The organism is Streptomyces sp. NPDC044061, assembly GCF_056434305.1.
Genome location: NZ_JBWKFL010000035.1, coordinates 38737 through 64185, shown reverse-complemented (window position 1 = coordinate 64185; position 25449 = coordinate 38737). Strand labels below are relative to the sequence as shown.

Below are 25449 nucleotides of genomic sequence, written 5' to 3'. Positions count from 1 at the left end.
GGGGGAGCGCGCGCCCCCCCCCCCCCGCCCCCCCCCCCCCCCCCCCCCCCCCCCTCCCGGCGTGTACACGTGCTGTCACCCGCACCCACCGCGCGCCGGCTCCGGCGCGACGCGAGCGTCAAGGCGCCGGTCACGTCAATTCAGATGGGGCGGAACCCAGTCGTGGTGCCGAAGGATCATGCGAGTTGTGGCGCGTGAAGGTGTCAGCCGCATCGCCGTGTTCCGCAGGGCAACGGCCAGTGGGTGGGAGAGCTGCTGGCCCATCCGCCCGGCTTGCCGGGCGGCCCGCGCGACTGCTTGGCTGCGCGGCCGGCGCTCGGCGTCGTAGAGGGCGAGCGCGGCTTCGGCGGTGTGCTCGGTGGCGAGTGCGGCGGCCAAGGTGACCGCGTCCTCCAGCGCTTGGCAGGCGCCCTGGCCGAGGTTGGGGGTCATCGCGTGTGCCGCGTCCCCGAGCAATGCGATCCGGCCGACCGTGTAGGAAAGAAGCGGCGTGCGAAGTTCGTTGACGTCGTGGTGCAGTACGGCGGTGGGCCGCGTCGCGTCGAGCAGCGCGGGGATCGGCTCATGCCAGTTGCGAAACCGTCGGCGCAGTTCGGCCAGGGGGTCGGCGAACCGCGTTCCGGTCGGCAGGTTGAGGACGGCGTGCCACTCGGCACGCCCGTCATGGAAGGCGATGTGCCCGAACTCGGCCCCGTGTCCCCACGTCAGCTCGAAGTCGGTGCGCAGGTGAACCGCCTGCTCGGTGATGGCGCGCAGCACGGTCGAGCCGCTGTAGACCGGGCCGGGGTGGGCTGGGAAGAGGAGGCCGCGCACCTTGCTGCCGACGCCGTCGGCCGCCACCACCAGATCTGCGTCCAGGACTGTGTCGCCGCAGGTGACTTGAACCGCCCTGGGGCCGATCGGCCGGACGAAGCCAACCTCCGAGCCGATGAGCAGTGCCTCGGCGGGCAGGGCCTTTCGCAGCAGCCGGTGCAGGGTGGAGCGGGGGATGCCCATGATCGGTGCGCCCACGGCCCTCTCCAGCACCGCGCCGTCCATTCGGGTCAGCCAACCACCCTCTGGTGTGCGGGTGCCGCCGCTGTACTGGCCCCGCGAAGCATCCCTTACCGCCTCGCCGACGCCGAGTTCGTCCAGTGCCCGCAGGCCATTGGCGGCCAGTGAGATGCCCGCCCCCGCGTCCTCAAGCATGGACGCGCGCTCGACGACCGCCACCTCCCAGCCGATGCGGCGCAGGCCGATCGCGGCGGCCAGCCCGCCGATGCCCCCGCCGACGACCACTGCTGTGCTGTCCATGCCGAACCTCATCCTTCTACACCTGTAGAAGGATGACGCTATCTGAAGCACTACAGGTGTAGAAAGGGGCCATGGCTTCGGATCGGCGCACTCTCCTCGCGGACGCGGCTCTCGACGTACTCGCCGACGAAGGGATCCGCGGCCTGACCCACCGTGCGGTCGACCGTAAGGCGGCGCTGCCGCCCGGTACCACGTCGGCCTACTTCCGCACCCGAGCCGCGCTGCTCACCGGACTCGTCACCCGCCTCGTTCAACGTGACCAAGCGGAACTGCAAACGATGGCCGAAGAGCTTCCACTTCTGCGCACCGTCGAGGAACTGGTGGACGGCATGGCAATGCTCACCCATCAGCGCCTCACCGGCGAAGGCCGCCGCCGCTCGCTCGCTCGCTATGCCTGTGCCGTCGAGAGCGTTCGCGACCCTGAACTGCGCGAGATCCTCGTCCCTCGCGACAACGCCGGCCGTGAGGCCGTCCGGCTGTTCCTCACTGCACACGGCGTGGCGGATGTCGAGAATCGCACTCACACCCTGCTGACCTGCATCGACGGGCTGGTCTTCGATCGGCTGGTGAGCGGCGGCGATGTACCACGCGAGGCCCTCGAAGGCCTGATCGCGGCCGCCCTACGCTAGGAGCGGCGGTCCACGGCGCCGCTCGACTTGATCAGTGAGGCGGCGGCGCAGGTCGGCGTCGATGAGGGTGGGTACCACGATGCGCCAGTCCGCTGCGCGGTCGTCGGCGACTGCCCGCACGCGCGGGCATTGACGTCGTTTTCCCGTACATGGCTTCGTTGTCCTGGGAGTTGGCGACCGCGTCCAGCTCTTCGCCCGCCGGGCGGCGGCACGCCCCGGTGGTATTGGCGGGCTCGGCCGGCTCGGGGGCCGCGAAGATGCGAGGGCGGCGGCCATGTAGGGCGCTCCGCCCCGGATCCGGCTTGCGTCGTTGACGGCGGCCCGCCCCTTGTCAGCGCGGCCGGCGATGCGGTGCGCGTCCTCCGTGACGGCCAGGACGTAGGCAGGGACCTCATACCCGGTGCTGTGCATCTGTTCGATCTTGTCCAGGGTTGGGGCGGCGAGGCCGTAGACATGTCAGGAGTGCTCGTCGCGGTGCGGGGCGCACCCGGCATCAGCGCGTCCCTTATCGCCCGGGCCCCGCTCCGCTTCTTGCGACACTCGCGAAAGCGCGGGTCTTCGCAGCAGCTGACCTGCACACGCCGCGGTCAGCAGGCCCCGCGGTCGCTGCTTCGAAGGCTGTGGTGCGTGCGCGGCCTGTTTTCTGAGAGCCTGGTCACGAGGAGTGGTACCCCATGACCGGTTCGCACGGTGAGCGGAATCCCGGCTTCGCGGGTGACGTCCTGCGAGACCTGGGCGCCGGTGTCTTCACCCTGAATGCAGCCGGGCTGATCACGTACGTCAATCCGTGGGCGGAACGCTTGCTGGGCCGGTCAGCGGCGCAGATGCTGGGGCGGGACGCGCATGATCTACTCCATCGCAGCCCTGACGGCAGTGCGGTCCCCCGCGAGCAGTGTCTGATGCGGACTCCGCTGACGGGCAGCCGGGACGCTGTTGAAGGCAGTGAGGAGTACTTCCTGCGCGGTGACGGCTTCCTGCTTCCGATCATCTGGTCGGCGACGCCGCTCATGCCGGAAGGAAAGCCTGGGGGGTTGGTGATCGTCTTCAGCGACTTCAGCCTGCACCGGGACGCCGAAGCGCGGGCGATCGCCCACACCGCCGCCCTGGAGGCGCTCACCAACCGGTTGAATCTCCTCGCTGAGGTGTCTTCGGTGCTGATGTCCAATATGGATGCCACCGCCGCAGCGCGGCAGCTGCTTCCTTTGCTGGTGCCGGACCTCGGCCACTGGGCCACCGTCGACTTCGTCGACGCACGATCCGGCCTCCTGCAGCGTGTCGCCGTGCGCAGCCCGGCCCATCCAGGTCGCGCCAGGCAACTGACGGGGCCGCTCCCGCTGTCTGGGGCGCACATTCGGCCGGAGCTCATCCGCGGCGACGATCCGGTCCTGGTAGAGGCCGGGGACATGGCGGATGCGGGTGCGCCGCTCTCGGCCAGTCACCGGGTTTTGTTCGAGCGGCTGGGCGGCCGTTGGGCAACCGCAGTACCGATCCGGTCCCGTCGGCAGTACTACGGCGTCTTGACGGTGGCACGCGCCGAAGACTCTCATCCGCCGACCGACGCCGAGATGCGGCTGCTCGCGGACATCGGGCGCCGGCTCGCGCTGGTGCTGGACAACAGCCAGCTCTACGACGAGCAGCGCAACGTCGCCGAGACCATGCAGCGCCAGCTGCTGGCACCGCTGCCGCAGGTCGACCACCTGCGGATGGCTGCCCGCTATCTGCCGGCACAGCGCGCCATGGAGATCGGCGGCGACTGGTACGACGCCTTCCTGCTCTCCGACGGCGTCATGGCCCTGGTGATCGGAGACGTGGTGGGCCACGATCTGCAGGCCGCGGTCCACATGGCCGAGGTGCGCAACATGCTGCGTGCTCTGGCCTGGACCCACGTGGGGCCACCCAGCATGATCATGTGCCGGCTGGACGAGGCGGTGACCCACACAAGCGACGCACCGATAGCCACACTGATCTTCGCCCGCGTCGAGGGCCCCGAAGGAGGACCCTGGCAGTTGCACTGGGTCAACGCCGGCCACCCCCCGCCGCTGCTGATCACACCCGACGGAGACACCCGCTTCCTCACCAGTGGCCACGGACCGCTGATCGGCATGAGCGCCACCATGCACCTCGGCCTGACCTGGCCGGACGCGCACGAGGAACTCCCCGCGGAGGCCACCGTGCTCTTCTACACCGACGGCCTCGTCGAGAGCCGGGAACGCCCCATCGATGCCGGCATGGCCAGGCTCCGCCACCACGCCTCCGTCCTGGCCCGGCAACAACCCGCCCCAACCATCGACGACTTCTGCGACCAACTCCTGCAACGGCTGTCCCCCCGCGGTGACGACACCGCCCTGCTCGCCCTGCGTCTGCCTCCCGCCGGAGCCGGCACCCCTGACGACCACAACCCGCCACCACCACCCCAGAACGCCCACAGCCCGGCCGCCCCGGAAAGAGCCGCCCCCGGCTCCCTCCAGGAACAAGCCCCCGTGCAAGACCCCACCCAGGACACCCGCGAAGCGCTACACCCCCCGCGCAGACCCGACGCATGAGGCGTGCGTGACGACGGATCGCCGGCCGGCAGACGCCCTACGCCTGTGCAAGATCCACGGTCCGTTTCCATGGGTTGGTGCCTCTGGGGAGTGTGAGTCGCTCGCAGCACCAGTCGAACAGCCCTTGCCATGCGCTGCCTTGGGAACCGGCCGACCTTTCCGGCTTGCTCGCATACCGAGACGGAGAGCGTCACCCTCCTCGCCCCCACGGTCGGAGTGAGGGGGGTCGGTCGCTATGCCGCTGGGGCGAGTTCGGCGAGGCCGAACAACAGTGCATAGCCGGTCCGGAGCTGATGCAGCATGCGGGTAAGGAGGTCGGGGCCGGCAAGCGCAGCCACGGTGGCGAGGACGATCCGGTGTCCCAGCGGGTGGTGGCGAGGGGCGCATCGGCGTGCGCGGCAGATCTTCGACGAAGGCCCGGCCGGTCATGGGCTTGGGGTCCGGGATCCGTAGGGAAAGGATGCGTGCCGCTTCGGAGGGGAGGCGTGCGGCGAGTTCGACGCGCTCGTCGCCCGTCAGCCGGCGTCCGATGCCAGCGAGGACGAGGCGGACGGAATACACCTCCAACAGGTATGGGCAGAAGCTGCCAATGGGCCTCAGGAAACCCTAGTAACATGTCATCCAATGGATGACAGACTTGGGAGTCATCCAGGCGATGACGATGTGGAGGAGGTGCCCATGACGACAGCGGATCGACCTGACCGACCGGTCTCTGCCCCCATCGACGCCCGGGGCCCTGCGTCGTTCCTCGCTGCTGCGGCGGCCCTGGAAGCCATAGACGACGCCCTGCAGACCGCCCAGCAGCAAGCCCCCGCTGCTGCCACGGCGTCCGACGTCGGCCCGGAGCGGGCCCTGGCTTCCTTGCTGCTGCTGCGCCACGTCCGTGAGCAGCTCGCCGGATGGGAGACCGGCCTGATCGAAACCGCCCGCGGAGCAGGAGCCAGCTGGTCCGACCTCGCCCATCCCCTCGGCGTTGCCAGCCGCCAGGCCGCCGAACGCCGCTACCTGCGCAATCGGCCCGGCCCCGCCGGAACCACCGGCGAACAACGCGTCCAGGCCACCCGCGAACGCCGCGCCGCACAGCGCAGCACCAGCGCCTGGGCCCGGAACAACGCCGCCGACCTGCGCCGCATCGCCGGTCAGATCACCGCCCTCACCGACCTCCCCACCGCCGCCCAGCACCCACTGAGCCAACTCAACGCCGCCCTCGCCCACAAGGACCCCGCCGCCCTCCTCACCCCCCTGAACGCCACCCGTCCCCACCTAGCGGCTCACCCCGCCCTCGCCGCCCAACTCGACACCCTCACGACGTCCGCCACGACCGCCACGACCGCCACCAACCCCGGCTAGCCCTCGGCAGTCACGGCGCCCCTCAAAGCGACGTCGGGTGCCGGCCCTGTCTTGTCCGGGCAGGCACACGACGGGGTCGCTGTGAGGCTGATGGTGACTGCTGCCGCAGGCGGCCCGCCACCACGGCCCCGCACGCCCGATCGGCGGCGACCTAGATCGTTGTTTTCAGTAACTGAGCCAGTTGTCCGATGACAAGACCTGTGAGGTATGCGCGAACATGCCAACCGAAACCTTTGAGTTTCAGGTGGAGGCCCGTCAGCTGCTGCAGCTGATGATCCACTCCGTCTACTCGAACAAGGACGTCTTCCTTCGCGAGCTCGTCTCCAACGCCTCCGACGCGCTGGACAAGCTGCGCCTCGAGAAGCTGCGACACGACTCCCTCGACGCCGACGTGTCCGATCTGCACATCGAGCTCGACATCGACAAGGACCCCCGCACCCTGACCGTGCGCGACAACGGCATCGGCATGTCCTATGACGAGGTGGGGCAGCTCATCGGCACGATCGCCCACTCGGGCACCGCCCAGTTCCTGCAAGAACTGCGGGAGGCCAAGGACGGAGCCGAGGAGGGTCTCATCGGCCAGTTCGGCGTCGGGTTCTACTCCAGCTTCATGGTGGCGGACGCAGTGACCCTGGTGACGCGGCGCGCCGGTGAGAGCGAGGGCACCCGCTGGACATCACACGGTGAGGGCACCTACACGCTGGAGACGGTTGCCGACGCGCCGCAGGGCACCTCCGTCACGCTCCACCTCAAGCCGGCCGACCCGGACAACCAGCTCCACGACTACACCTCCCCGTGGAAGATCCGGGAGATCATCAAGCGGTACTCGGACTTCATCACCTGGCCCATCCGCACGGCGCCCGAAGGCACGGCCGCGGACGGCAGGAGCCAGGAGGACCAGAGCGACGAGGCGCCCGCACTCGAGACACTCAACTCCACGAAGGCCCTGTGGGCGCGGTCTCGCGGCGAGGTGTCCGACGAGGAGTACCACGAGCTGTACAAGCACGTCGGACACGACTGGCGCGACCCGTTGGAGACGATCCGGCTCCAGGCGGAGGGCACCTTCGAGTACCAGGCCCTGCTGTTCCTGCCCGCCCACGCCCCTTACGATCTGTTCAACCGTGACTACAAGCGGGGCCTGCAGCTCTACGTCAGGCGGGTCCTCATCATGGAGGACTGCGAGGCGCTGCTGCCGCCGTACCTCCGCTTCGTCAAGGGCGTCGTCGACGCAGCAGACCTCTCGCTCAACGTCTCCCGCGAGATCCTCCAGCAGGACCGCCACATCGACATGATGCGCCGCCGCCTGACGAAGAAGATCATCTCCACCGTCAACGGCATGATGACCAAGAACCCGGACAGCTACGCCACGTTCTGGCGAGAGTTCGGCACCGTCCTCAAGGAGGGGCTGGTCACCGACTCGGAGAACCGCGACGCCCTCCTCGCCGTAGCCTCGTTCGCGAGCACCCACCATGACACCGAGCAGACGACGCTCAAGCAGTACGTGGAGCGAATGAAGGACGGTCAGGACGACATCTACTACCTGACCGGCGAGTCCCGGCAAAGCATCGAGAACTCTCCCCACATGGAAGCGTTCCGGGATCGCGGCATCGAGGTGCTGCTGCTCACCGACCCCGTGGACGAAGTCTGGGCCGACGCCGTCGGCGCGTACGAAGGGAAGAAGCTGCGGTCCGTCGCCAAGGGCCGCATCGACCTCGACGCCGAAGACGCCGATACATCTGAGGGCGAGCAGAAGAAGCAGAGCGAGGAGTATGCCGGGCTCCTCGGCTGGATGACGCAGCAGTTGGACGAGGAGGTCAAGGAGGTACGCCTGTCCTCGCGCCTGACCGTCTCCCCTGCGTGCGTGGTCTCCGATGCCGACGACCTGACCCCGGCCCTGGAGAACATGTACCGCGCGATGGGCCAGGACGTGCCCCGCACCAAGCGGATCCTGGAACTCAACGCCCACCACCAGCTGGTGAAGGGCCTCAACCAGGCCTACACAGAGCGCGAGGACCACAGCACGCTCGCAGAGACCGCCGAGCTCCTGTACGGCCTGGCCGTACTCGCCGAAGGCGGCCGGCCGAAGGAGCCGGCACGGTTCGTCAAACTGATGGCGGACCGTCTGCAACGCGCTCTGTAACCGGCTTCGCCATTTCTCTCAACACAACGGGTGTCGCCGGCGGGTACGCCGCCCTGGTCGTGCCACGGTGAAGGCGTTGACTCCAAGCGCTCCTGTCTGAGCGGCTGGTAGGGCCCCCGGATACACAAGCCACGTCCCGTGTCCGGGGGCATCTGCCTGTCTGCGCGCGACTGTCTTCGAGAAGCCCTAGCAGGCCCCGAGGTCTTCCCAGACACCCCACTCGCCGGTGGTGCCGGGCTCGTCGCCGGTCACCCACCACTTGGCACGCCAGTTGTGGCCGCCGTACGACACGGTGTCACCGCCGGTGTAGACCCGTGCGGCGTCCCAACCCGGCGTGGTGCAGGTGGTCCCACCGCTGCCGTTGCCATCGCCTGTGCCCCCGCCACCACCTGTGCCATCGCCGCTGCCGCCACCGATGTTGACGTCGACGCAGGAGTAGAACGCATTGGCGGTGTCCGCGATGTTCCAGACGGCGAGCACCTTCTGACGGCCCGTGAAGGTTCCGAAGTTCACCTCCTGGCTGACGTCCGCGGCCGGCTGCTGATTGTGGCCGTCGAACTCGGCGATCTTCTGACCACCGATGAAGTACTGCCAGTTGGCGGTGGAGTGCCGGGCCGTGTTGTGCCACGTGAACGTCACGGTCGTGCCGACCGGTGTGACCTGCCAGCCTTTGCTGTCGTTGTCGAGCTCGGCGTACTCCGCGTGTCCGCCACTGCAGCTCTGCAGGCCCTTGGGTCCCTCGACGCTCTGCGGTTCGTACTTGATCTGGCCGCAGTCGACGATGCCCTCGGCGCACTGTTCCTGCCTACTGGTGGGCAGCGTCACCCACCCGTGGGCGCTGGCCGTGCTCGCCGGGAGGCTGACGGCGAGCACCGGAGCCAGCAGCGCACCGATCGCGAAAGCCGCTCGTCTTTTTGTGTTCATGCCATTCACTTCCTTCGGGGTGTTCGAGGTTGGCGCATGTGAAGCCCGGCCTTGCCGTGCGTTGCCGGTGGTGCGTGGTGGGCAGTTGCGCACCGATGGCGCATCCCGCGGGGCCGGGCGGGGTGCGCGGACACCTCGAGGGCGCGGCGCGTGAGACACGCGCCGCGTCTTGGCGCAATGGACGCCGTAGGTCAGGGCGAAGGCCGGGAAAGGTCTGGACCTGACGACCACTAGGTCTAGACCATAACCTCGCGTCCGGTTCGGTCAAGAGTCCTGCGCGCGCCGTTCGAAAACTGGGAGGGATTACCCCGGGAACCGGGCCACGCCTCGAATCTTCCCCGGCTATTGGTCTAGACAAGCTCGGTCGGAATGGTTCACAGTGCTCTGCACGTGCGTGCCACCGGACCGCAGAGCCATCGCCCCGCCGCGCGGCACCCCACGAACGCGGCCGCGGACATACCCGCATCACCCGCCGGAGTAGCGCCCCGAGCACCACACACCGACGCCGTCCGGGCCGGCACGCCCACAAACGCACCCCAGTCTCGCCCCATCGCGGCGCAGCACCCCCACGGTCGCTGCGCGAGAGAGGAGCACCTCCAATGAAAGCGCTGGAAAGAAGCAAGGTGCACGTGCTCGGACTGTTCCGGATCGTCGTGGGACTGCTGTTCGCCTGCCACGGAGCCGCCACCTTGTTCGGCATCCTGGGCGGTCCGCACGGCGCAGAGCCGCAGTTCGCCGCATGGCCCGGCTGGTGGGCCGCGGTCATCCAACTGGTCGGCGGGGTACTGGTTCTGTGCGGCCTCGGAACTCGCCTCGCCGCCATGGTGTGCTCGGGATCCATGGCGTACGCCTACTTCGACGTGCACCAGGCCCACGCGGCGCTCCCCATCGAAAACGGCGGCGAGCCTGCGGCCATGTTCTGCTGGTCCTTCCTCCTCATCGCCGTTTTCGGACCGGGTCGATGGGCACTGGCGTCCCTCATTCCTTCCCGCCGACGGTCCGGCACCGGGTCGACCGGTTCGACGTGGTCACGGAGCACGTCGACATCCGCGTGAGCGGAAGGTCGACGTAACCGCCGACGGACAGCGCACCCTCCTGTCCGTCGGCCCACCGTTCTCTGCTCCGTGGTCGGCCCGCCGCTCTCCGCTCCGTCGACGGCCCGCCGTTCTCTGCCCGGCTCAGCACGATGCCTGGGCACCGTTGTTCGACCAGGAGATCGCCCGCAAGGAACTCACCCCACCGGAACAGGGCCGACAGGGCCGATGGCCTGTGATTGCCTGGCCCGGGGTTGCCCCTGACCCCGTACAAAGTCCGGCGGCGGCCCGGGTATTCGGCCGACTGCCGGCCGCCGGTCGCGTCGCCGGTGACGTGACCTGGTTGAACGTTCGAGCATGGTCCAGTGCGCCGCCGAGTGCCCTGTACAGGGAAAGGGCGCCGAGCGGCCCCGAATTGGTCTAGTCCCTTCTTGGTCCAGACCATTGACCCATCGCTGGGGCGGCCGCTATCCCAGTAGTCGGCAACTCCCTGTCCGGGCACGGACATTGGCCACCCCTTCCACACACCGGGACTGACATGAGACTCGTGCGTTCCTTCCGCGCGGCCCTCACCGCAGCCGCCACCACGGCGGCCGCGATGGGCCTCGCCCTCACGGGAACCGGCACCGCACAGGCCGCTACGCCCCTGCCGAACCACGTCTTCGCCCCCTACTTCGAGGCCTGGACCGGCGAGAGCCCCGCCGCCCTGTCCGCCCAGGCGGGCGCCAAGCACCTGACGATGGCGTTCCTGCAGACCGCCTCCAAGGGCTCCTGCACGCCGTACTGGAACGGCGACACGAGCATGCCGATCGCCGCCTCGACCTTCGGCGCGGACATCAAGACGATCCAGGCCAACGGCGGCGACGTCATCCCCTCGTTCGGGGGCTACACGGCCGACACCACCGGCACCGAGATCGCCGACAGCTGCACCGACGTCCAGCAGATCGCCGCCGCGTACGAGAAGGTCATCACCACCTACGACATCTCGCGGCTCGACATGGACATCGAGGTCGACTCGCTCGACAACATTGCCGCCATCGACCGCCGCAACAAGGCCATCAAGCTGGTCGAGGACTGGGCGGCTGCCAACGGGCGCACGGTGGAGATCTCCTACACTCTGCCGACCACCACGCAGGGCCTGGCGAACAACGGCGAGGCGCTGCTGCGCAACGCGGTGAGCAACGGCACCCGGGTCGACCTCGTGAACCTCATGACGTTCGACTACTACGACAACCAGGCCCACGACATGGCCAAGGACACCCAGACGGCCGCGCAGGGTCTGTACGACCTGCTCGCTGAGCTGTACCCGGGCAAGAGCTCGGCTCAGTTGTGGAACATGGTCGGCGTCATCGAGATGCCGGGCGTCGACGACTTCGGCGCGGCGGAGACGTTCACCTTGGCCAACGCCCGCACCGTGTACGACTGGGCGGTTGCCAAGGGCATCAACACCCTGTCCTTCTGGGCGCTGCAGCGGGACAACGGCGGCTGCGCCGGCGGGGCCGCCGCGGACAACTGCTCGGGAATCCAGCAGAACACGTGGGACTTCACGCACGTCTTCGCGCCGTTCACCGGCGGGACCACCACCCCGTCCAACGATTTCTCCGTCGCGCTCAGCCCCACCTCCGCCTCCGTGACGGCCGGCCAGTCCGCCACGGCCACCGTGAAGACGGCCGTGACGAAGGGTGACGTCCAGAGCGTGAAGCTCAGCGTCAGCGGGGCGCCGGCAGGCGTCACCGCCTCCCTCAGCCCGACGTCGGTCACCGCGGGCGGTACCTCCACGCTCACCCTGGCCACCACCTCGGCCGCGGCCTCGGGCACCTACACGGTCACCGTGACCGGCGCGGGCACCTCAGGCAGCCACTCGGCGACCTACTCCCTGACCATCACCGGCGGCTCCGGCAACCAGTGCACCAACGCGCCGTGGGCCAAGGACAAGGTGTACACCAGCGGCCAACAGGTCTCCCACAAGGGTCACAACTGGAAGGCCAAGTGGTGGACGACGGGCGAGGAGCCCACCACCACCAGCGAGTGGGGCGTCTGGCAGGACCTCGGCGCCTGCTGAACCGCCACCCCCTCCCCTAGCCGGATGCCGCAACGCCGCAGGCACTCTTCGACAACGCGTCAGGAATGAGCCGGGCCCGCCCAGATCGCCTGCGGCATAGTCGGCCGGCAGCCGGGGCTCGCGCCCGCAGGGTGACACAGGTCGATCAGGCCGGGCCCGGCCGCCAGCAACGGCGGCCAGGGGGCTGCCGCCTGTCGGGCCAGAGTCCGGGTGTCCTACCGCTCGTGGCGTCGCAGAGCGCGGCGGGGCAGGATCCGGAAGCCTCACGCTCCCGGCCGGCGCCGCGTGGGAGTGCACCATCGACGCAAGCACAGCTCGGTCGTCGGCCCGCCGGCGACCGCCCACTCCGAGGAGGCTGTGCAGTCGCGGGCTACGACTCGCCATGCCAACTCCCCCAATTCGTCTCACACAAGACGCTCGATCAATCCCATGCCAGGAGTCGCGAGCGGACACCCAACGAGACGATCTCTCAGGCAGTCCCGGTCACCAAGCACTGCTTGGGGTGGGGAATCATCAACGCATGGATCGGGTGATAGATCTCGATGAGGCCGCCGCTGCCATCGCGGACCGACAGCCCCTGTGGCAAGCCGCCGGGCTCAGTTGCACGCCACGAGCATGGACGATACGGGCACGCTTCCCGCACCGGATGTGAGATCGGTAGTAAACCCGACATGCCGAAGACCGCCACGCCGAAGCACGGTGGTCCGCAAAGTCCCGCTGCACCGCCGGAGGTTCAAGGGAAGGGGGCGTCTGCCGAGGCAGGTCGGCCTCCCGTATGAGCGAGGCACTTGTTCAGGGCCGCTGTCCGCAGAATGCTTCTTGTGTGTTGCCATGGACGGGGGCTGCGTGCGAGAACGGTGAGCGCAACTCAGTGGCGTTCGGCATGCGGACGAGGAAAGCTCGCGCACATGGTCTCGGTATTGCAGAATGTGGCAATTGACTGTGCGGATGCCTACGAACTGGCCCGGTTCTGGAGCAGCGTGACTGGCCGCCCGCTGCATCCGGAGGACAGACCGGGTGACCGGGAGACCCAGGTGCTGCCGGCGGAGGGCCCAGTACTGCACTTCAACCAGGTGCCCGAGGCCAAGACGATCAAGAACCGGATCCATCTGTGTCTGCGACCCGGGACCTCGCGCGAATCCTTGCTGATCCCGAAGGCAACGAATTCTGCGTCCTGCGCAGTGAGTCCGACCGAGCCGCCATGACTTCCTGACGCTCGCGCGCCGTCCTTGCCGGTTTCGCGTTCGACTGCGTGACGCACGGCCCGCCCCCGTGCGGGGCATCCGAATACGCCGCGACGATGCCAAGCTTCTTCTTCAGCTGCACTGCTGAATGATCTGCGCCTGCCGGCCCCTGCTCCTTCTCCTCCTCAGCTGCTCGCAGCCGTGCGACCTCCAGGCTCGTACGTGCCCTCAGGCCGTCGGGTGGGAGCCCGGGGTGTGGCCGAAGGTGCGGCGGAAGACGTCGATGAAGGCACTGGTGGACGACCATCCGCACTGATGGGCCACCGCGGTCACCGGCGTCCGCTCGGTCAGGAGGACCAGGGCGTGGTGGAGACGAAGTTGTGTGCGCCACTGCGGGAAGGTCATGCCGAGGTCACTGCGGAACAGCCGGGACAGGGTGCGGTCGCTCGCCCCGACCTCGCGGCCGAGTTCGGCGAGCGTGCGGCTGTCGCCCGGCTCGGCTTGCAGGATGTCGCACAGGGTGCGCAGCACGGGGGTGGTGGGAGTGGGAAGGTACAGCGGCTGCTGGGGGGATGCCCGCAACTGGTCGAGGAGCACCGTGCGAAGGCGGCCCCGTTCGGGGCTGTCGTCGTCCTCGGCGCGTGTGTAGGCGATGATCAGTTCACGCAGCAGTGGGCTGACAGCCAGCACGGTCGGTGCGTTGAGACCGAGCGGGTTCTCGGTGGCGGGCAGGCCCACCAGATGCAGGTCGAGTTCGCCGTAGGCCCGGTGCGCGTGCGCGGTGCCGGCGGGCACCCAGATGGCGCGCGTGCCCGGGGCGACCCAGGATCCCTCGCTGGTCGTGACAGCCAGCACCCCGCGGCCTGCATAGATGATCTGGTGGTCGTCGTGCCGGTGGGCGTCGATCGTGCCGCCGGCCGCCAGCCACTGGGTACGGGTGGGAGCTACGGGATCGTGGCGGGTTTCCATCATCACGTGGCAGGTTATCGGAAGTGCGACATGATGTCGGGCCCGGAACATGGCGGGATGCGAAGGAACACACCGATCGTTCTGCTGTCCGTGGGGCACGCCTGTGTCGACATCTACCAGGGTGCCGTGTCGGCCCTGGTGCCGTTCTTCGTCGCCGAGCGTGCCTACACCTACGCGGTCGCCTCGGGCGTTGTGCTGGCCGCCTCGCTGCTGTCCTCGGTGGCGCAGCCAGTGTTCGGCGCGCTCACCGACCGCTGGGCCATGCCCTGGCTCCTGCCGGTCAGCACGCTCCTCGGCGGTGTCGGCATCGCACTGAGCGGCCTGAGCGGCTCCTACGCGCTCACTCTCGTATGTGTCGCGATATCGGGGATCGGCGTGGCCGCCTACCACCCCGAATCCGCCCGCCTCGCCCGCATCGCCGGCCAGGGCAGCCACCGGGCCATGGGCTGGTTCTCCACGGGCGGCAATATCGGCTTCGCGCTGGCCCCGCTCATGGTCGCCGCCGTGGTGGCCACCGAAGGACTGCGCTGGACGCCCGTGCTGGTGCTGCCGGCCCTCGCCGGTGCCGCGATGTGCCTGCCCGCGGTGCGCGCCCTGCAGCACAGGCAGGCCGCCGGACACCGTACGACGGCGCCGGCCGGACGCGACGACACCGCCTCCTTCGTGAGACTGTCACTGGCCGTGGTCTTGCGATCGATCGCGTTCATCGGTCTGAGCACCTTCATCTCGCTGTACGCCCGCCAGCGCCTGGGCGGCAGCGCGGCCGCGGGCACCGCGGCCCTGTCCGTGCTCTACCTCGGCGGTGCGATCGGCTCGGTGCTCGGCGGGTCGCTGGCCGCCCGATGGGACCGGGTGACGGTCTCGCGCCGGTCGTACCTGATCACGGCCGCGGCCATCGCCGGCGTGGTGTGGGTCCCCGGCCCGACCATCTACCTGTTCGTGGCACTGACCTCGGTCGGTCTGTATGTGCCCTTCTCGCTGCAGATCACGCTCGGCCAGGACTACCTGCCCTCTCGAGTCGGCACCGCCAGCGGGATCACCCTCGGCCTGACCGTCAGCGTCGGCGGCCTGGCCAGCCCCGCCATCGGCAGCCTGGCCGACGCCACTTCCCTGCAAACCGCACTGGCGCCTCTCGTAGTGACGCCCGTGCTGAGCTGGCTGCTTTTTCGAACCCTGCCCGAACCGGGCACGCCACAGCCTCAGGTCGCGGCGCCGACGAAGGGAGACGACACCGATGCCGCCCTCAGCCCCCTCCATGCCGACCCCCGATGAACAGCCCCTACGACCAAGCCATAGGCGCGTTTTCTGGCCAGTACTCACTGGTAGCGGATGTGAGGCCCGCTTGCTGGGGCATGATCGCGGTTGTGTTCCGCGAAGACATGCCCTGCCGCGTGAGGTGGGAGATCCTGATGCACGAGCGGTTCAGCGGCGTGTGGATCTGCAAAGACTTTGGCCGCGCGACCATCAGCGCGGATCCCACCGAGCTGGGTCGGGCCGTCCTTGCCGCGTACCTCGTCGGCCGGTCAACCCGGGGTGAAACGTTCCGCGTCGTCGTCCGCGCTGACAGCGGCGGCCAGTTCGTCATCACTCCCGGCCAGCTCGCCGACCCTGGTTGGAAGGCGAACCCGGCCATCTGCCAGGCGCTGCCCGTCTACCTCCGCAACGCCCTCGCCTGACCCGGGCAAAGCCGCCGTTGACAGTGCCGCGGCAGGAAACCGATTCACGGGACCGGTGACAGCAGGTGACGTTCCATCTGAACGATCCCGGGGCCCATGCTGCTCCTTGGTCGGCCCGCGGACGGTGGTAGACAGCCGTGTTCGGAACAGGGCGCGGGATCTTGGGCGCCAGAACGCCGAGGCGCTCAACGGACGATGTGAAAGGCGCTCAGGGGCTATGCGTTCGGTTGATGAGGAGCAGGGCGATGCAGACGATGGAGCAGACCGCCCCTGCGTACAGCAGCGGCGCAGTCCAGAACCACACCTCTTCGGTGCTGTGGCCGCTGGTCCAGTGGCAGGTGATGGACGGAGGGAAGTTGTCCACGCTCACCGATGTCAGGCTGTAGTCCCGCCCGGCATCCATGTACACGCCGTCGCCGGTCTTGTCCCCACACACGCCGAGCGGGTTCGTGAAGGCGAGTCCGTAGACGGTTCCGGCTCCGTAGGCGGCGATGGCTGCTGCGCTGCCGATCACAGCCCAGCGGGCCGGCTGCGAGGGCTTCCTCCTCGTCACCCACAACGCGTACGGGAATGCCCCAACGACGAAGAGAAGGAGTGTGATCGCGGGCGGGCCGAACAATGCGAACAAAGACACCATGCGTCCTGACGTTACTTCCAGCGGAGGAACCGTTGCTGGTTCGCCCGTTACTCAGCCCGCCGGAAAGGTCTCGTGGAGGCGTGGTGTACAAGGTTGTCGCTGAACCAAGAGCTTCTACGGGAGTCCGTTCAGACGCCGCCAGCAGAGGAGCGCGCATCCGAGAGTGCGGAAAGCCTCGTGGATGTCGTCGCGGATCCGCAGGCGCCGGAACCAGTGCGGATGGGCGAACGCGCGCTCCACCAACCAGCGTTGGGGGCCCAGGCCGGAGCCGTGCTCGGTGCCACCGCGGGCGAACAACGGTTTCGGGCCGAGGTCCCACACCAGGCGGCGGTACTTGTCATGGTCGTAGCCGCGGTCCCCCAGTACTACGCCCGGGCGTCGCCGAGGTCGGCCGCGCTTGCCGCGAACGGGCGGCACCGCCTGGAGGAGCGGGATCAGCTGGGTGACGTCGTTGCGATTGCCGCCGGTCAGCGTGACGGCGAGTGGGATGCCGGTAGCGTCGGTGATCAGGTGATGCTTGCTGCCCGTCCTGCCCCGGTCAACGGGGCTTCGTCCGGTCTTAGCACCCCCTTAATAACGCCCGAATGTGGGAGCCGTCGACCGCTGCACAGGAGAAGTCCAAGGCGTTCGCGGCCCGCAGCTCGGCGAGCAGGGCCTCGTGCAGCCGAGGCCACACCCCGGCCTCGGTCCACTCCGCCAGGCGCCGCCAGCAGGTCATGCCGGAGCCGAAGCCGAGCTCCTGCGGCAGGTGTTCCCAGGCAATCCCGGTATGCTGCACGAGCTTAGAGGCATCATCTCATTTGGAGCACCTGCCGGTCGCCGTGCCGACGCCGACCTCCACCTTGCGGACGGGTCGGCACCTCCGGCACCACTCGCTGGAACAGCTCCCACAGCTCATCCGGCACCAGCCGCTCAGCGATCCCCGTCCCGGCCGGCCGTCGAACAGGCCAATTGACATGGCCTGTTAGCAGAGAACTGTCCCCGCCCGCCGGGGCCGGTAGGGGCCGGCGGGAAGCGCGCCTCAGCGCCGGACCGGGCGGACCGGGAGCGCTTCGACGCTGTTGCCGATGAAGCTGCGCTGGCGGGGCAGTTCGGCCTCGGGTACGGCGAGGTCGAGATCGGGGAAGCGGGTGAAGAGCCGTTCCAGGGCGATCGTGGCCTCGAGGCGGGCGAGCGGGGCGCCCACGCAGTAGTGCACGCCGTGGCCGAAGGACAGGTGCCGGGCCACGCCGGGCCGGGTGATGTCGAAGCGGTCGGCGTCCGGGCCGTGGAAGGCCTCGTCGCGCCCGGCGGCGGTGTAGCCGGCGAGGACCGGGGTGCCCTGCGGGATTACGGTGCCGCCGACAGCCAGGTCGCGGGTGGGGTAGCGGAAGGGGAACCAGCTGACCGGGCCGTCCCAGCGCAGCGTCTCGTCCACCACGTCCGACCAGGTGGCCTTGCCCTCCAGGACCAATGCCAGCTGGTCACGGTGGGTGCACAGTGCCCGTACGGCATTGCTGATCAGGTTGAGGGTGGTCTCGTGGCCGGCGACCAGCATCAGGCGCATCGTGCCGATGAGTTCGTCCTCGCTGAGCCGGTCGCCGCCGTCCTCGCGGACGGCTATCAGGGCGCTGGTCAGGTCGTCGCCGGGGGCGGCCCGGCGGGCGGCCGCGATTGTGCCGAGCAGCTCGACGAGCTCGCGTACGGCGGCCATGACCTCCGCCGGGGTGGTGTCGGTGGCGATGATCACCGTGTAGGTGAGGTCGTGCAGCCGGCCGCGGTGCTCGGGGTCCACGCCGAGCAGCTCGCAGATGACGCTCATCGGGAGCGGGAGCGCGAAGTGGGTGCGCAGGTCCGCGATGCCGTCCGGGTCCTCGGCGGCGGCCTGGCCGAGGTCGTCGAGGAGGCCGGCGGTCAGCTCCTCGATGCGCGGCCGCAGCCGCTCCACCTGGCGGGCGGTGAAGGCGTTGCCGACGAGGGAGCGAAGGCGGCGGTGGTCTGCGCCGTCAGCGGTGTGCATGCCTTGGGCGTTGGCGAACACTCGCAGCGGCCAATCCGCGGGGATCGTGCCGTCGTTCAGGGCTGGGCAGTGGCGGGCGTCCTTGGCCACGTCGGGGTGGGAGAGGAACTCCTTGAGCGCGTCGTGCCCCAGGACGACTGCTGCGGGCACCCCGCCGGGCAGGGCGATATCCGCAACGGGCCCCCGGGCGCGCAGGTCAGCGTTCAGGGCGTGCGGGCAGCCGCCGGCGGCGTCGACGACGTGCGCGGGCACGGGTGCGGGGGTGTGGGAGGACAAGCTGGGACTCCTGACCGTGTGAAACGAATACCGGCCAACAGTGCGGTGTCGACGGCTGGTTGTACAAGTCGGTTCCGCCGACGCCTCGGCCGAGGGTCCCAGCCCGCCCGTCCAGCTCGGCTGACTACCGAAGGGCCGGGGCCCGGCACCTCCAGCCTCGCCGGTGTTCGAGGCGCAGGGTCTGGGGCAGCGCCCGACAAGGACCGGCTCCACCGGATGGCCGTCCTGGCCGGCCGCCCTGACCTGACGTCACTCACCGAGCACGTGCGTTCCTTCGCCTCCATGCTCACCCACCTGCAAGGCGACCAACTGCCGGCTTGGATCGAAGCGGCCACGGGCTACCGCCGACGTGCCCGGTCTCAGCCCCCCGGCGTCCAGGACCTACTACGACTAGAAGATCGCCCAGGTTGCCTCAGTCGCTCTGGTCACCTCCGTCCAGCGGGGCCGAAGGGACGACTCACTGCGCGCTGCTGACGCCGAGGTCGACGCGCATAGACTCCCGCATGGACCTCAGGGCTGGCCACAGGTCCTTCAGCAAGCTTTTCGCACGATCGATGTTGTCGTCTGGGTGGGGGACGCCGCAATCAATGCGCCGCAGCAACCCGTAGAGGACGCTGATCTTGTCGTTCACGATGCGTGCCTCGGCGAGGACACTGTCCGAGACCAGCATCTGCGCTTCGTCGTACTGGACACGGTGGGCGTTCATCGCCGTACTGGCCCTCTGACGGATCTCGTCCGTCAACGCACCGGTCGCCACGGCCTGCACAAAATCGGCCAGCGCATAACGGCAGCTGCGCGCCTTGCTGTTGAGACCGATGTAGCAGTTGCGCAGGTTGTCATGGTGCTGGCGCTCACCCTCCCAGCGCAGCGCCCGGTAGGCAGCGCGTTGGGCCACGTACCCCGACGTTACGGTTCCGCCCACACCTGCAATACCGACCACCAGAGTGGCTAGCGCTGCGTCCATGAACCCAGTACAGCAATCCAGACCCATCTACCGGTGGAAGCCATGCGCGCCTCGACGGTTCATCACACACTGCGCGTAGTGCGAGGCCGGCTGCGCCCGCGCCAGGCCCTGACGGTCCGCGAGAGCACCGCCGGGGGCTCGGACCCAATGCGACGGGCTCCGAAGCCCCGCAGTGACGACCAGTTCGCCGGGCACCTCGCCGACTCGATCCGGATCCTCCGAGAAGGGACTGTCGGTGCCGACGGAAGTCGACTCACTCAACTGACCTCTCTCATCGCTGGTCGGCTGCCCGTTGCCGCGAGCCAGTCGAGCTCACGGCCCGTTCATCCAAGGAGTGCGAACGACGCCCGCTCTTGCCACTTCGCGCCGTCATGCGCCATGAGGACAACTGACGAGGCCAAAGATGTGACGGGGAGTTTGCCGATCAGTTCAGCCTCAATCTCATCCAGAACCGCATCGTCCTGACCCTCAGCGACAGTCAGGTGCGGCACGACCTCGGTGAACTGTCCGCCATAGGGAGGGGCTTCGGGCCACCGGTCAGCGATCACCTCGGTGAGCCGTCGCAACTGCACGTCTGGCTCAGGAGCGAGATACAGCACCCCCGGAAACCGCCCACAGCTCTCAAAGCGCAGGTCAAAGGCATGATGACTGCCGAACACATCAGTGAGAGCCGAGCTGACACGCGCATCTATTCGGTTCTCGTCGAGGAACGGGAAAAGCACCGTGACATGTGCTGGTACTCCTGCTCTGGCTGAGGGATCGAAGCGTTCACGCCAAGCGCGGACGGCTGGCTCCGCGTCCGGGATCCTGATGATGAGTCCCGTCTGGCCTGCCCGAAACCTGCTGGTGCTGTCGTCTGCCATGACTCCCCATGCTGCCACCTCAGAAGCGGACGGCAGCACTGAAGCTCGCAGCCACGGAGCGTCACGGAGTCCACGTAGGCTTCCGAAGCTCGATCGCCGGTTACCGGAAAGTCATATACGGCGCGGTACGGCTCCCTCCTGCCAGCGGTAGAGGTCGCGCAGCAGGGAAATCTCGGCGCCGTGATGGATCAGCTCCCTGTTGACGTGCAGGACCCTGTTCTCCATGGGAAACCGCTCGGGACCCACCGTGGGCGGTTTCTCCAGGTCAGCGTCCGAGAGTTCGCGGACCCCCGCGTTCCATCTCCCATACATCTCATCGAGCTGATTTAGCGCCTCGTCAGCGGTCCCCGCGTAGGCGAACGTCTCGGAGTCGACGTCCTGGCCGCCGAAGTACCATCCGACCCGATAGCCCAGGCACGAGACGATGATGTGCGCCAGCCGCCAGGCAATCGTGGTCACCGGCGCCGGCACCGGGTCAGGGGACGCGAAGTCCACCATCCACTCCCCCGAACCTGCCGACATCGGTGCGGCCGACGTGCCACGTGGGCGGATGCTCCAGCAGCCGCGCACCGGCTCCCAGAAGTACTCCTCATCGGTAAGACCGTCCAGCCGCGGCCGCACGTTCTTGCGCCAGTACCAGTCCAGCTGCTCCGCGAGCCGCTCGCTTCTTGTCATTTCCGCACACTACATACAACGGAGACCTGGCTGTGACCCTCGCGGTCGCCGTCGCCGGCCGAGGGCCGCGAGACCCTACCGCACCGGGAGATGACGCTCGGGGCTGATGTGCCCTTCGGGCCGCGCCGCCGCGAGCGGCTGTTTGACATTGACAACCCGGCTGGCTGGGTTGGGTTCAACGACCCAAATGTGACAGCCTCGACCGATGACATGACGGATGATCAAGACCGCAGGCTCCCGGCCGAGATCAGGATGAGTATCCCGAGCGAGCGCCACGCCAGAGCCTCCGACCTGCATGTTCGAAGATGGCGAAGACCCACTCATTATGCGTCCATGATCATGAGCGATCTTCAGCACGGGACACGCGGGGAGCCGACGGCGCCTGAAAGCCGGCGACGCATATCAACCCGATCACCTGGGTCAAGCGGCCTCGGGACGCCTAGGATGGCGGGCAAGCGGAGCCGTAGCGCAGAGGTCGACGCGCGTGGTCTCCAAAATCACGAGGACGCCGGTTCAAATCCGGCCGGCTCCGCCCACTACGGAACAGCACAAGGCCGTCAGCAGCAGGTGCCCTCGCGGACCGTGAGAGGGCAGGCGGGCCAGGCCGGTGCCGAGCATGATGCGCTCGAGTCTCGGGCAGGACGCTGTCGCTTGCGAAGCGGCGAAATACGCTGACGCGCGGGCCCACGTCGGGTGGACTTCCCGGGCTGGCGTGTGAAGGTTCGTCGGTGAACTTCCGCGGCGTCGTCAGTGTGGGTGGTTCCCACTGGTTCCCAGAGGGGGAATGTGTGGGACATGCCCCGGACCCCCGGCCCCGAATATCAGCCGCAAATCCGATCATTCGACGGTCAGCTCGGTGACCCGTCCGGGCGGCGGACTGCCCCGGACGGAAGAGTCACCGATGGTGCAGAATTGCGATCATGAAGTCGCCATGAACCACTCATTACATGATCAGACATGCGATGCGCACGCTGTGCGCCGCCACCCTCGTGGCAGCTCCCCTCGCCCTGACCGCGACGCCTGCACAAGCCCTCGCTTCATGTACGGTCAACGGCCGCCCCGTGTCCGGTACCACCGTCAACGGTACTGCCGGCTCCGACTACATCAGCTGCGGCGCCCTCTCCGCGGGCGATAGCGTCGACGGCCTGGGCGGGAGCGACTACATCGTCATCAACGGCAGCGTCGCCGGAACCGTCGACGGCGGCGCCGGCAACGACTCCATCACGGCCAACGCCGGTACCACGGCGAACGGCAGGATCCTCGGCGGCCTCGACGGCGACTCCATTTTCGTCGGCCCCAACGCCGGCACCGTCGACGGCGGACCCGGCTCGGACTTCTGCCGAGTCACTTCCGGTAATCCCCCCATCAACTGCTGACCAGCAACGTGTCCGTTGACCCAGCCAACTGCGACGCTCAGAGCGGCCAGCGAGCGTGCACAACACGCCGGCGGACGCCCAGCCCGCGCGTGACCTGGCCACGGGCCGCCGCTCCTGGGTCGCTGAGACTGCTAGTTCGTTGCTGCGCTGTTCGATCACCTGGCCACCGAGTGGGACAGCACCCGTGCCACCGGCCGAAACGACCCGTTGCGCGATGCCTTGGGCCGCGGCGGCCCCTTCCCCGAAGGTCCTTGCCTCGAAATGGGGTCTGGAACCGTCCTGTTCACCCGAACTGCTGAGCAGGGTCTATCCGTGCGTGATCAGCGTGGACCTGTCCGAGCAGATGCTCCGCCAGGCTGCCGGACGGTCACCAGACCAGGACTGGATGTCGCAGCTCGAATGCTCCTGGCCTGCTTGCCACTCTCTGCTGAGCACCCACGGGCACATCCGCCTGGATGTGGGGAGAGATCGTCGTTGCAGTACGTGTGCCGCTCGACACCCGAGGGGGGATTGTGCGAACGAAAGCGAGACTGCTGCGCTGTGCCTGTTCGTAGGCGCTGTCGCGGTCGGCTGTGCGAACGCCGGCGACACCGCTGACATACGCCCGGCTGACACACGCTCCGCCGGCCGGCTGCTCAACGAGGCCGACCGCACCATCCTCCAAGCGGACGACGTCGACGTGGTCCAGACCGAGCGGTCTTCCCGTGGCTTCGGGCCAGCCACAGGAGCGGAACCAGGCCGCGTGCTCTGTGCTCGCTTAGCAGGCGAGGCCACAGCCGTTCGACGCCTTGAGGGCATTCGTCAGAGACCCACAGGCGTACGGGACCACGAGACAGGAACCGGCCGGGAGGCAGACCATCGGGCAGGGCCAACGACATGGTCGCACCGTAGACCGTGGAACCGACAGCACACCTACCCGCAAGCCCTGAGCACGCCTCCGCTACCAGTGGTCCAAACGAGCCCCCTAGTGCGCCACGCGGTAGCGGAGGTAGACGACTCTCGAGCTGAAGGTGCGGGTCTCGACGAGTTCGAGATCCACCCGGCGCTCACGCCGGGGAAAGAACGGAATGCCGCCGCCAACCAGCACCGGGTAGACCATGGTCCGGTACTCGTCGATCAGACCCGACGCGGCCGCCTCGGCGGCGAGAGTCGCGCCGCCGATCGCGATGTCACCCTCCCCCGGCTCGGCCCGCAACCGCTCGATCTCCTCCGCCAGGCCGCCGGAAGCCAGACGGGCACTGCCCTGCACCGCCGAGAGCGTGGTCGAGAACACCACCTTCGGGAGCGGCTTCCAGAGCGCGGCCCACTCGAGCATCGAGTCGTCGAGCGATGGATCCTGGTCGGCGGTCTCCCAGTACAGCATCGTCTCGTACAGCCGTCGTCCCAACAGGTGGACGCCGACCTCTCGAATCTCGTCGATCCAGAAGCGAAAGACATCCTCGTCGGGCGCCGTCCAGTCGAAGCCTCCGTCCGGCCCGACGATGTAGCCGTCAAGTGAGACGCTCATCGAATAAGTCACGCTGCGCATCAGAAGTCCTCCTCGCTGACGGGTTCGACAGTACGACCGCCGCATACCGCAGGACTCATCGCGGCTCTCGGGATCCCTTCAGATCTCCCCGCCCCACACGAAGATCATCACAAAGGACGGGGATCTTTCAGAAAAACGGCCCAAGGGGCACGGCCGGCTCGGCCGCAGATGGCGCGCTGTCACGCTCCCAACGGTCCACGACGGCCTGCTTCTCCGAGGAGGGCAGAAACAACGCGGGTCCAGTCGGAGCGGACGATCGACGAGCTTGAGGCTTCAGTACCCAGGACCTGGCCCGCCTCGCCGCCCAGCACGAGGACAGCATTCGACTCCGCGAAACCGCCGCCGGCACCACCCGGGTCAGCCGTCTGCCGTTACCCCGAACCGCCGTCATCGGGACGTGTACGGATGCCGCATACCCGACCGGATGCCGACTCTTGCACGGCGAGAGTTGGACCTCACCAGCGATCAGATCGAAGCCTCGTCGGTCGGCGAAGGCACGGCGCACGGACGGAGGACCATGAGCGAGTCTTCCAAAGTCGCCACCATGGCGGAGGGGAACCGGTCGAGCTCAAGACAGAGCGCGACGTCATCAGGATGGACTCCTTGACGCACACCCTCAGCCAGCTCGGCGGCGGCGCGCGACTCGCCGGCGCGGCGGAGGAGCTCAGCCGCATCCGTCCCAGCCTCGGTGGCCCTTCGAGCGATGTATTGAGCGCACGCCAGATCTTCATCGGCGTGCCCATCGTCGCCAGTGATCACGAAGGTGACACGGTCACACTCGCGTGTCCGCAAGAGCCGAGCCGTTGCCTCCGCCACCACGAAGCTGGCGCACAGCACCAGCGACGCCTCCTTGACCGCAAGGGCGCCGACCGTCCCTGCCGTGGTCTTCTGCACAACGGTCCGTCCGGCAAGGTCAACAGACCGCAGCAGGCCCGGCGAGTTGACGAAGTCGAACCCGGGCGCGGGCGGACCGTCTTTGAGCGCCACCCAATCCCGGTGGCGAGCCTTGAGCGAAGCGGCGTCGTCCAACGACTCGGCAAGAACGATCTTTTCCGCTCCCTGGGCAAAGGCCCAGGCAGCCACCGTGAAAGCACGCATTACGTCGACCACGACCGCCACAGAAGGGACTTCGACCAGATCAGCGATGCCAAGGAAGCGAGCGTCCATTCCGATCATGATCGCGTATGCCCGGCCCAAAGCGCTCGAAGAGTGACACACGTCACATCGACGGCCTCGGAGTGCAACACCTCCGGCTGCCTGCCTCGCGAAAGCGGTCAGGAACGACACGCCTGCTCAATCGCCACACGGGATGGGATGCCGAGCTTGG

The 25449-nt window shown here is 68.2% G+C and carries 19 protein-coding genes, 1 tRNA gene and 3 pseudogenes; 11 read left to right on the top strand and 12 right to left on the bottom strand.

The annotated features are described in order from the left end of the window. Positions 1-135 precede the first annotated feature (135 nt). A complete protein-coding gene (locus tag AC07CM_RS38895) occupies positions 136-1293 on the bottom strand; it encodes an FAD-dependent monooxygenase (protein ID WP_478881243.1) in 1158 nt (385 codons plus the stop codon). Positions 1294-1364: 71 nt separating this feature from the next. Here AC07CM_RS38895 and AC07CM_RS38890 point away from each other — a divergent pair, with 71 nt between their 5' ends. Next, positions 1365-1922, top strand: coding sequence for a TetR/AcrR family transcriptional regulator (locus AC07CM_RS38890; protein WP_478881242.1), 558 nt, complete (start codon positions 1365-1367; stop codon positions 1920-1922). Positions 1923-2596: 674 nt separating this feature from the next. Continuing rightward, a complete protein-coding gene (locus tag AC07CM_RS38885) occupies positions 2597-4465 on the top strand; it encodes a SpoIIE family protein phosphatase (protein WP_478881241.1) in 1869 nt (622 codons plus the stop codon). A 233-nt stretch (positions 4466-4698) separates the two neighbouring features. Here AC07CM_RS38885 and AC07CM_RS38880 read toward each other — a convergent pair. Further along, positions 4699-5020, bottom strand: a pseudogene (locus AC07CM_RS38880) (DUF2267 domain-containing protein); the annotation flags it as partial. A gap of 123 nt (positions 5021-5143) precedes the next feature. Between AC07CM_RS38880 and AC07CM_RS38875 the strand changes: the two are divergent. Both AC07CM_RS38875 and htpG read left to right on the top strand, forming a co-directional pair. Then, on the top strand, positions 5144-5815 hold the full coding sequence (locus AC07CM_RS38875) for a type III effector protein (protein ID WP_478881240.1): 672 nt from the start codon (positions 5144-5146) through the stop codon (positions 5813-5815). Positions 5816-6032: 217 nt separating this feature from the next. Beyond that, positions 6033-7955, top strand: coding sequence for a molecular chaperone HtpG (gene htpG, locus AC07CM_RS38870; protein ID WP_478881239.1), 1923 nt, complete (start codon positions 6033-6035; stop codon positions 7953-7955). 186 nt (positions 7956-8141) lie between these two features. Here htpG and AC07CM_RS38865 read toward each other — a convergent pair whose 3' ends face one another. Next, positions 8142-8879: a lytic polysaccharide monooxygenase gene (locus tag AC07CM_RS38865; RefSeq protein WP_478881238.1), complete on the bottom strand. Its 738-nt coding sequence runs from the start codon at positions 8877-8879 to the stop codon at positions 8142-8144. A gap of 599 nt (positions 8880-9478) precedes the next feature. On the opposite strand from AC07CM_RS38865, the gene AC07CM_RS38860 reads away from it, so the two are divergent. From AC07CM_RS38860 to AC07CM_RS38850, 3 genes and pseudogenes are all read left to right on the top strand, one after another. Beyond that, complete coding sequence (locus tag AC07CM_RS38860) at positions 9479-9934, top strand: DoxX family protein (protein ID WP_478881237.1); 456 nt, start codon at positions 9479-9481, stop codon at positions 9932-9934. Positions 9935-10451: 517 nt separating this feature from the next. Further along, positions 10452-11975 (top strand): chitinase, encoded by a 1524-nt coding sequence (locus AC07CM_RS38855; RefSeq protein ID WP_478881236.1) that lies wholly within the window; start codon positions 10452-10454, stop codon positions 11973-11975. Between the two features lie 908 nt (positions 11976-12883). Further along, positions 12884-13188: pseudogene (locus AC07CM_RS38850) on the top strand (VOC family protein). Between the two features lie 199 nt (positions 13189-13387). Here AC07CM_RS38850 and AC07CM_RS38845 read toward each other — a convergent pair. Then, positions 13388-14131: an AraC family transcriptional regulator gene (locus tag AC07CM_RS38845; protein ID WP_478881235.1), complete on the bottom strand. Its 744-nt coding sequence runs from the start codon at positions 14129-14131 to the stop codon at positions 13388-13390. A gap of 54 nt (positions 14132-14185) precedes the next feature. On the opposite strand from AC07CM_RS38845, the gene AC07CM_RS38840 reads away from it, so the two are divergent. Continuing rightward, complete coding sequence (locus AC07CM_RS38840) at positions 14186-15400, top strand: MFS transporter (RefSeq protein ID WP_478881234.1); 1215 nt, start codon at positions 14186-14188, stop codon at positions 15398-15400. Further along, entirely contained in the window at positions 15397-15804 is a 408-nt protein-coding gene (locus AC07CM_RS38835) for a hypothetical protein (RefSeq protein ID WP_478881233.1), read from the top strand. The genes AC07CM_RS38840 and AC07CM_RS38835 overlap by 4 nt, the downstream gene beginning before the upstream one ends. A gap of 208 nt (positions 15805-16012) precedes the next feature. Here the strand turns inward: AC07CM_RS38835 and AC07CM_RS38830 are convergent, their stop codons facing one another. The 6 genes and pseudogenes from AC07CM_RS38830 to AC07CM_RS38805 form a co-directional block, all read right to left on the bottom strand. Beyond that, entirely contained in the window at positions 16013-16357 is a 345-nt protein-coding gene (locus tag AC07CM_RS38830) for a hypothetical protein (RefSeq protein ID WP_478881232.1), read from the bottom strand. Positions 16358-16555: 198 nt separating this feature from the next. Continuing rightward, a pseudogene (locus AC07CM_RS38825) lies at positions 16556-17361 on the bottom strand (IS5 family transposase). 101 nt (positions 17362-17462) lie between these two features. Beyond that, positions 17463-18716 carry a cytochrome P450 family protein gene (locus AC07CM_RS38820; protein ID WP_478881231.1) on the bottom strand — a complete coding sequence of 418 codons (1254 nt, stop codon included), beginning with the start codon at positions 18714-18716 and terminating at the stop codon, positions 17463-17465. Between the two features lie 457 nt (positions 18717-19173). Further along, positions 19174-19680, bottom strand: a complete 507-nt coding sequence (locus tag AC07CM_RS38815) for a hypothetical protein (protein WP_478881230.1) — start codon at positions 19678-19680, stop codon at positions 19174-19176. Positions 19681-20003: 323 nt separating this feature from the next. Then, entirely contained in the window at positions 20004-20543 is a 540-nt protein-coding gene (locus AC07CM_RS38810) for a 2'-5' RNA ligase family protein (protein ID WP_478881229.1), read from the bottom strand. Between the two features lie 111 nt (positions 20544-20654). Further along, positions 20655-21218, bottom strand: a complete 564-nt coding sequence (locus tag AC07CM_RS38805) for a DinB family protein (protein WP_478881228.1) — start codon at positions 21216-21218, stop codon at positions 20655-20657. Positions 21219-21675: 457 nt separating this feature from the next. Here AC07CM_RS38805 and AC07CM_RS38800 point away from each other — a divergent pair. Further along, positions 21676-21750, top strand: a tRNA-Trp gene (locus AC07CM_RS38800). A gap of 415 nt (positions 21751-22165) precedes the next feature. Further along, complete coding sequence (locus AC07CM_RS38795; RefSeq protein ID WP_478881227.1) at positions 22166-22594, top strand: hypothetical protein; 429 nt, start codon at positions 22166-22168, stop codon at positions 22592-22594. A 964-nt stretch (positions 22595-23558) separates the two neighbouring features. Here the strand turns inward: AC07CM_RS38795 and AC07CM_RS38790 are convergent. Continuing rightward, complete coding sequence (locus tag AC07CM_RS38790; protein WP_478881226.1) at positions 23559-24122, bottom strand: dihydrofolate reductase family protein; 564 nt, start codon at positions 24120-24122, stop codon at positions 23559-23561. 465 nt (positions 24123-24587) lie between these two features. Beyond that, a complete protein-coding gene (locus tag AC07CM_RS38785) occupies positions 24588-25289 on the bottom strand; it encodes a 2-phosphosulfolactate phosphatase (RefSeq protein WP_478881225.1) in 702 nt (233 codons plus the stop codon). Positions 25290-25449 lie beyond the last annotated feature (160 nt).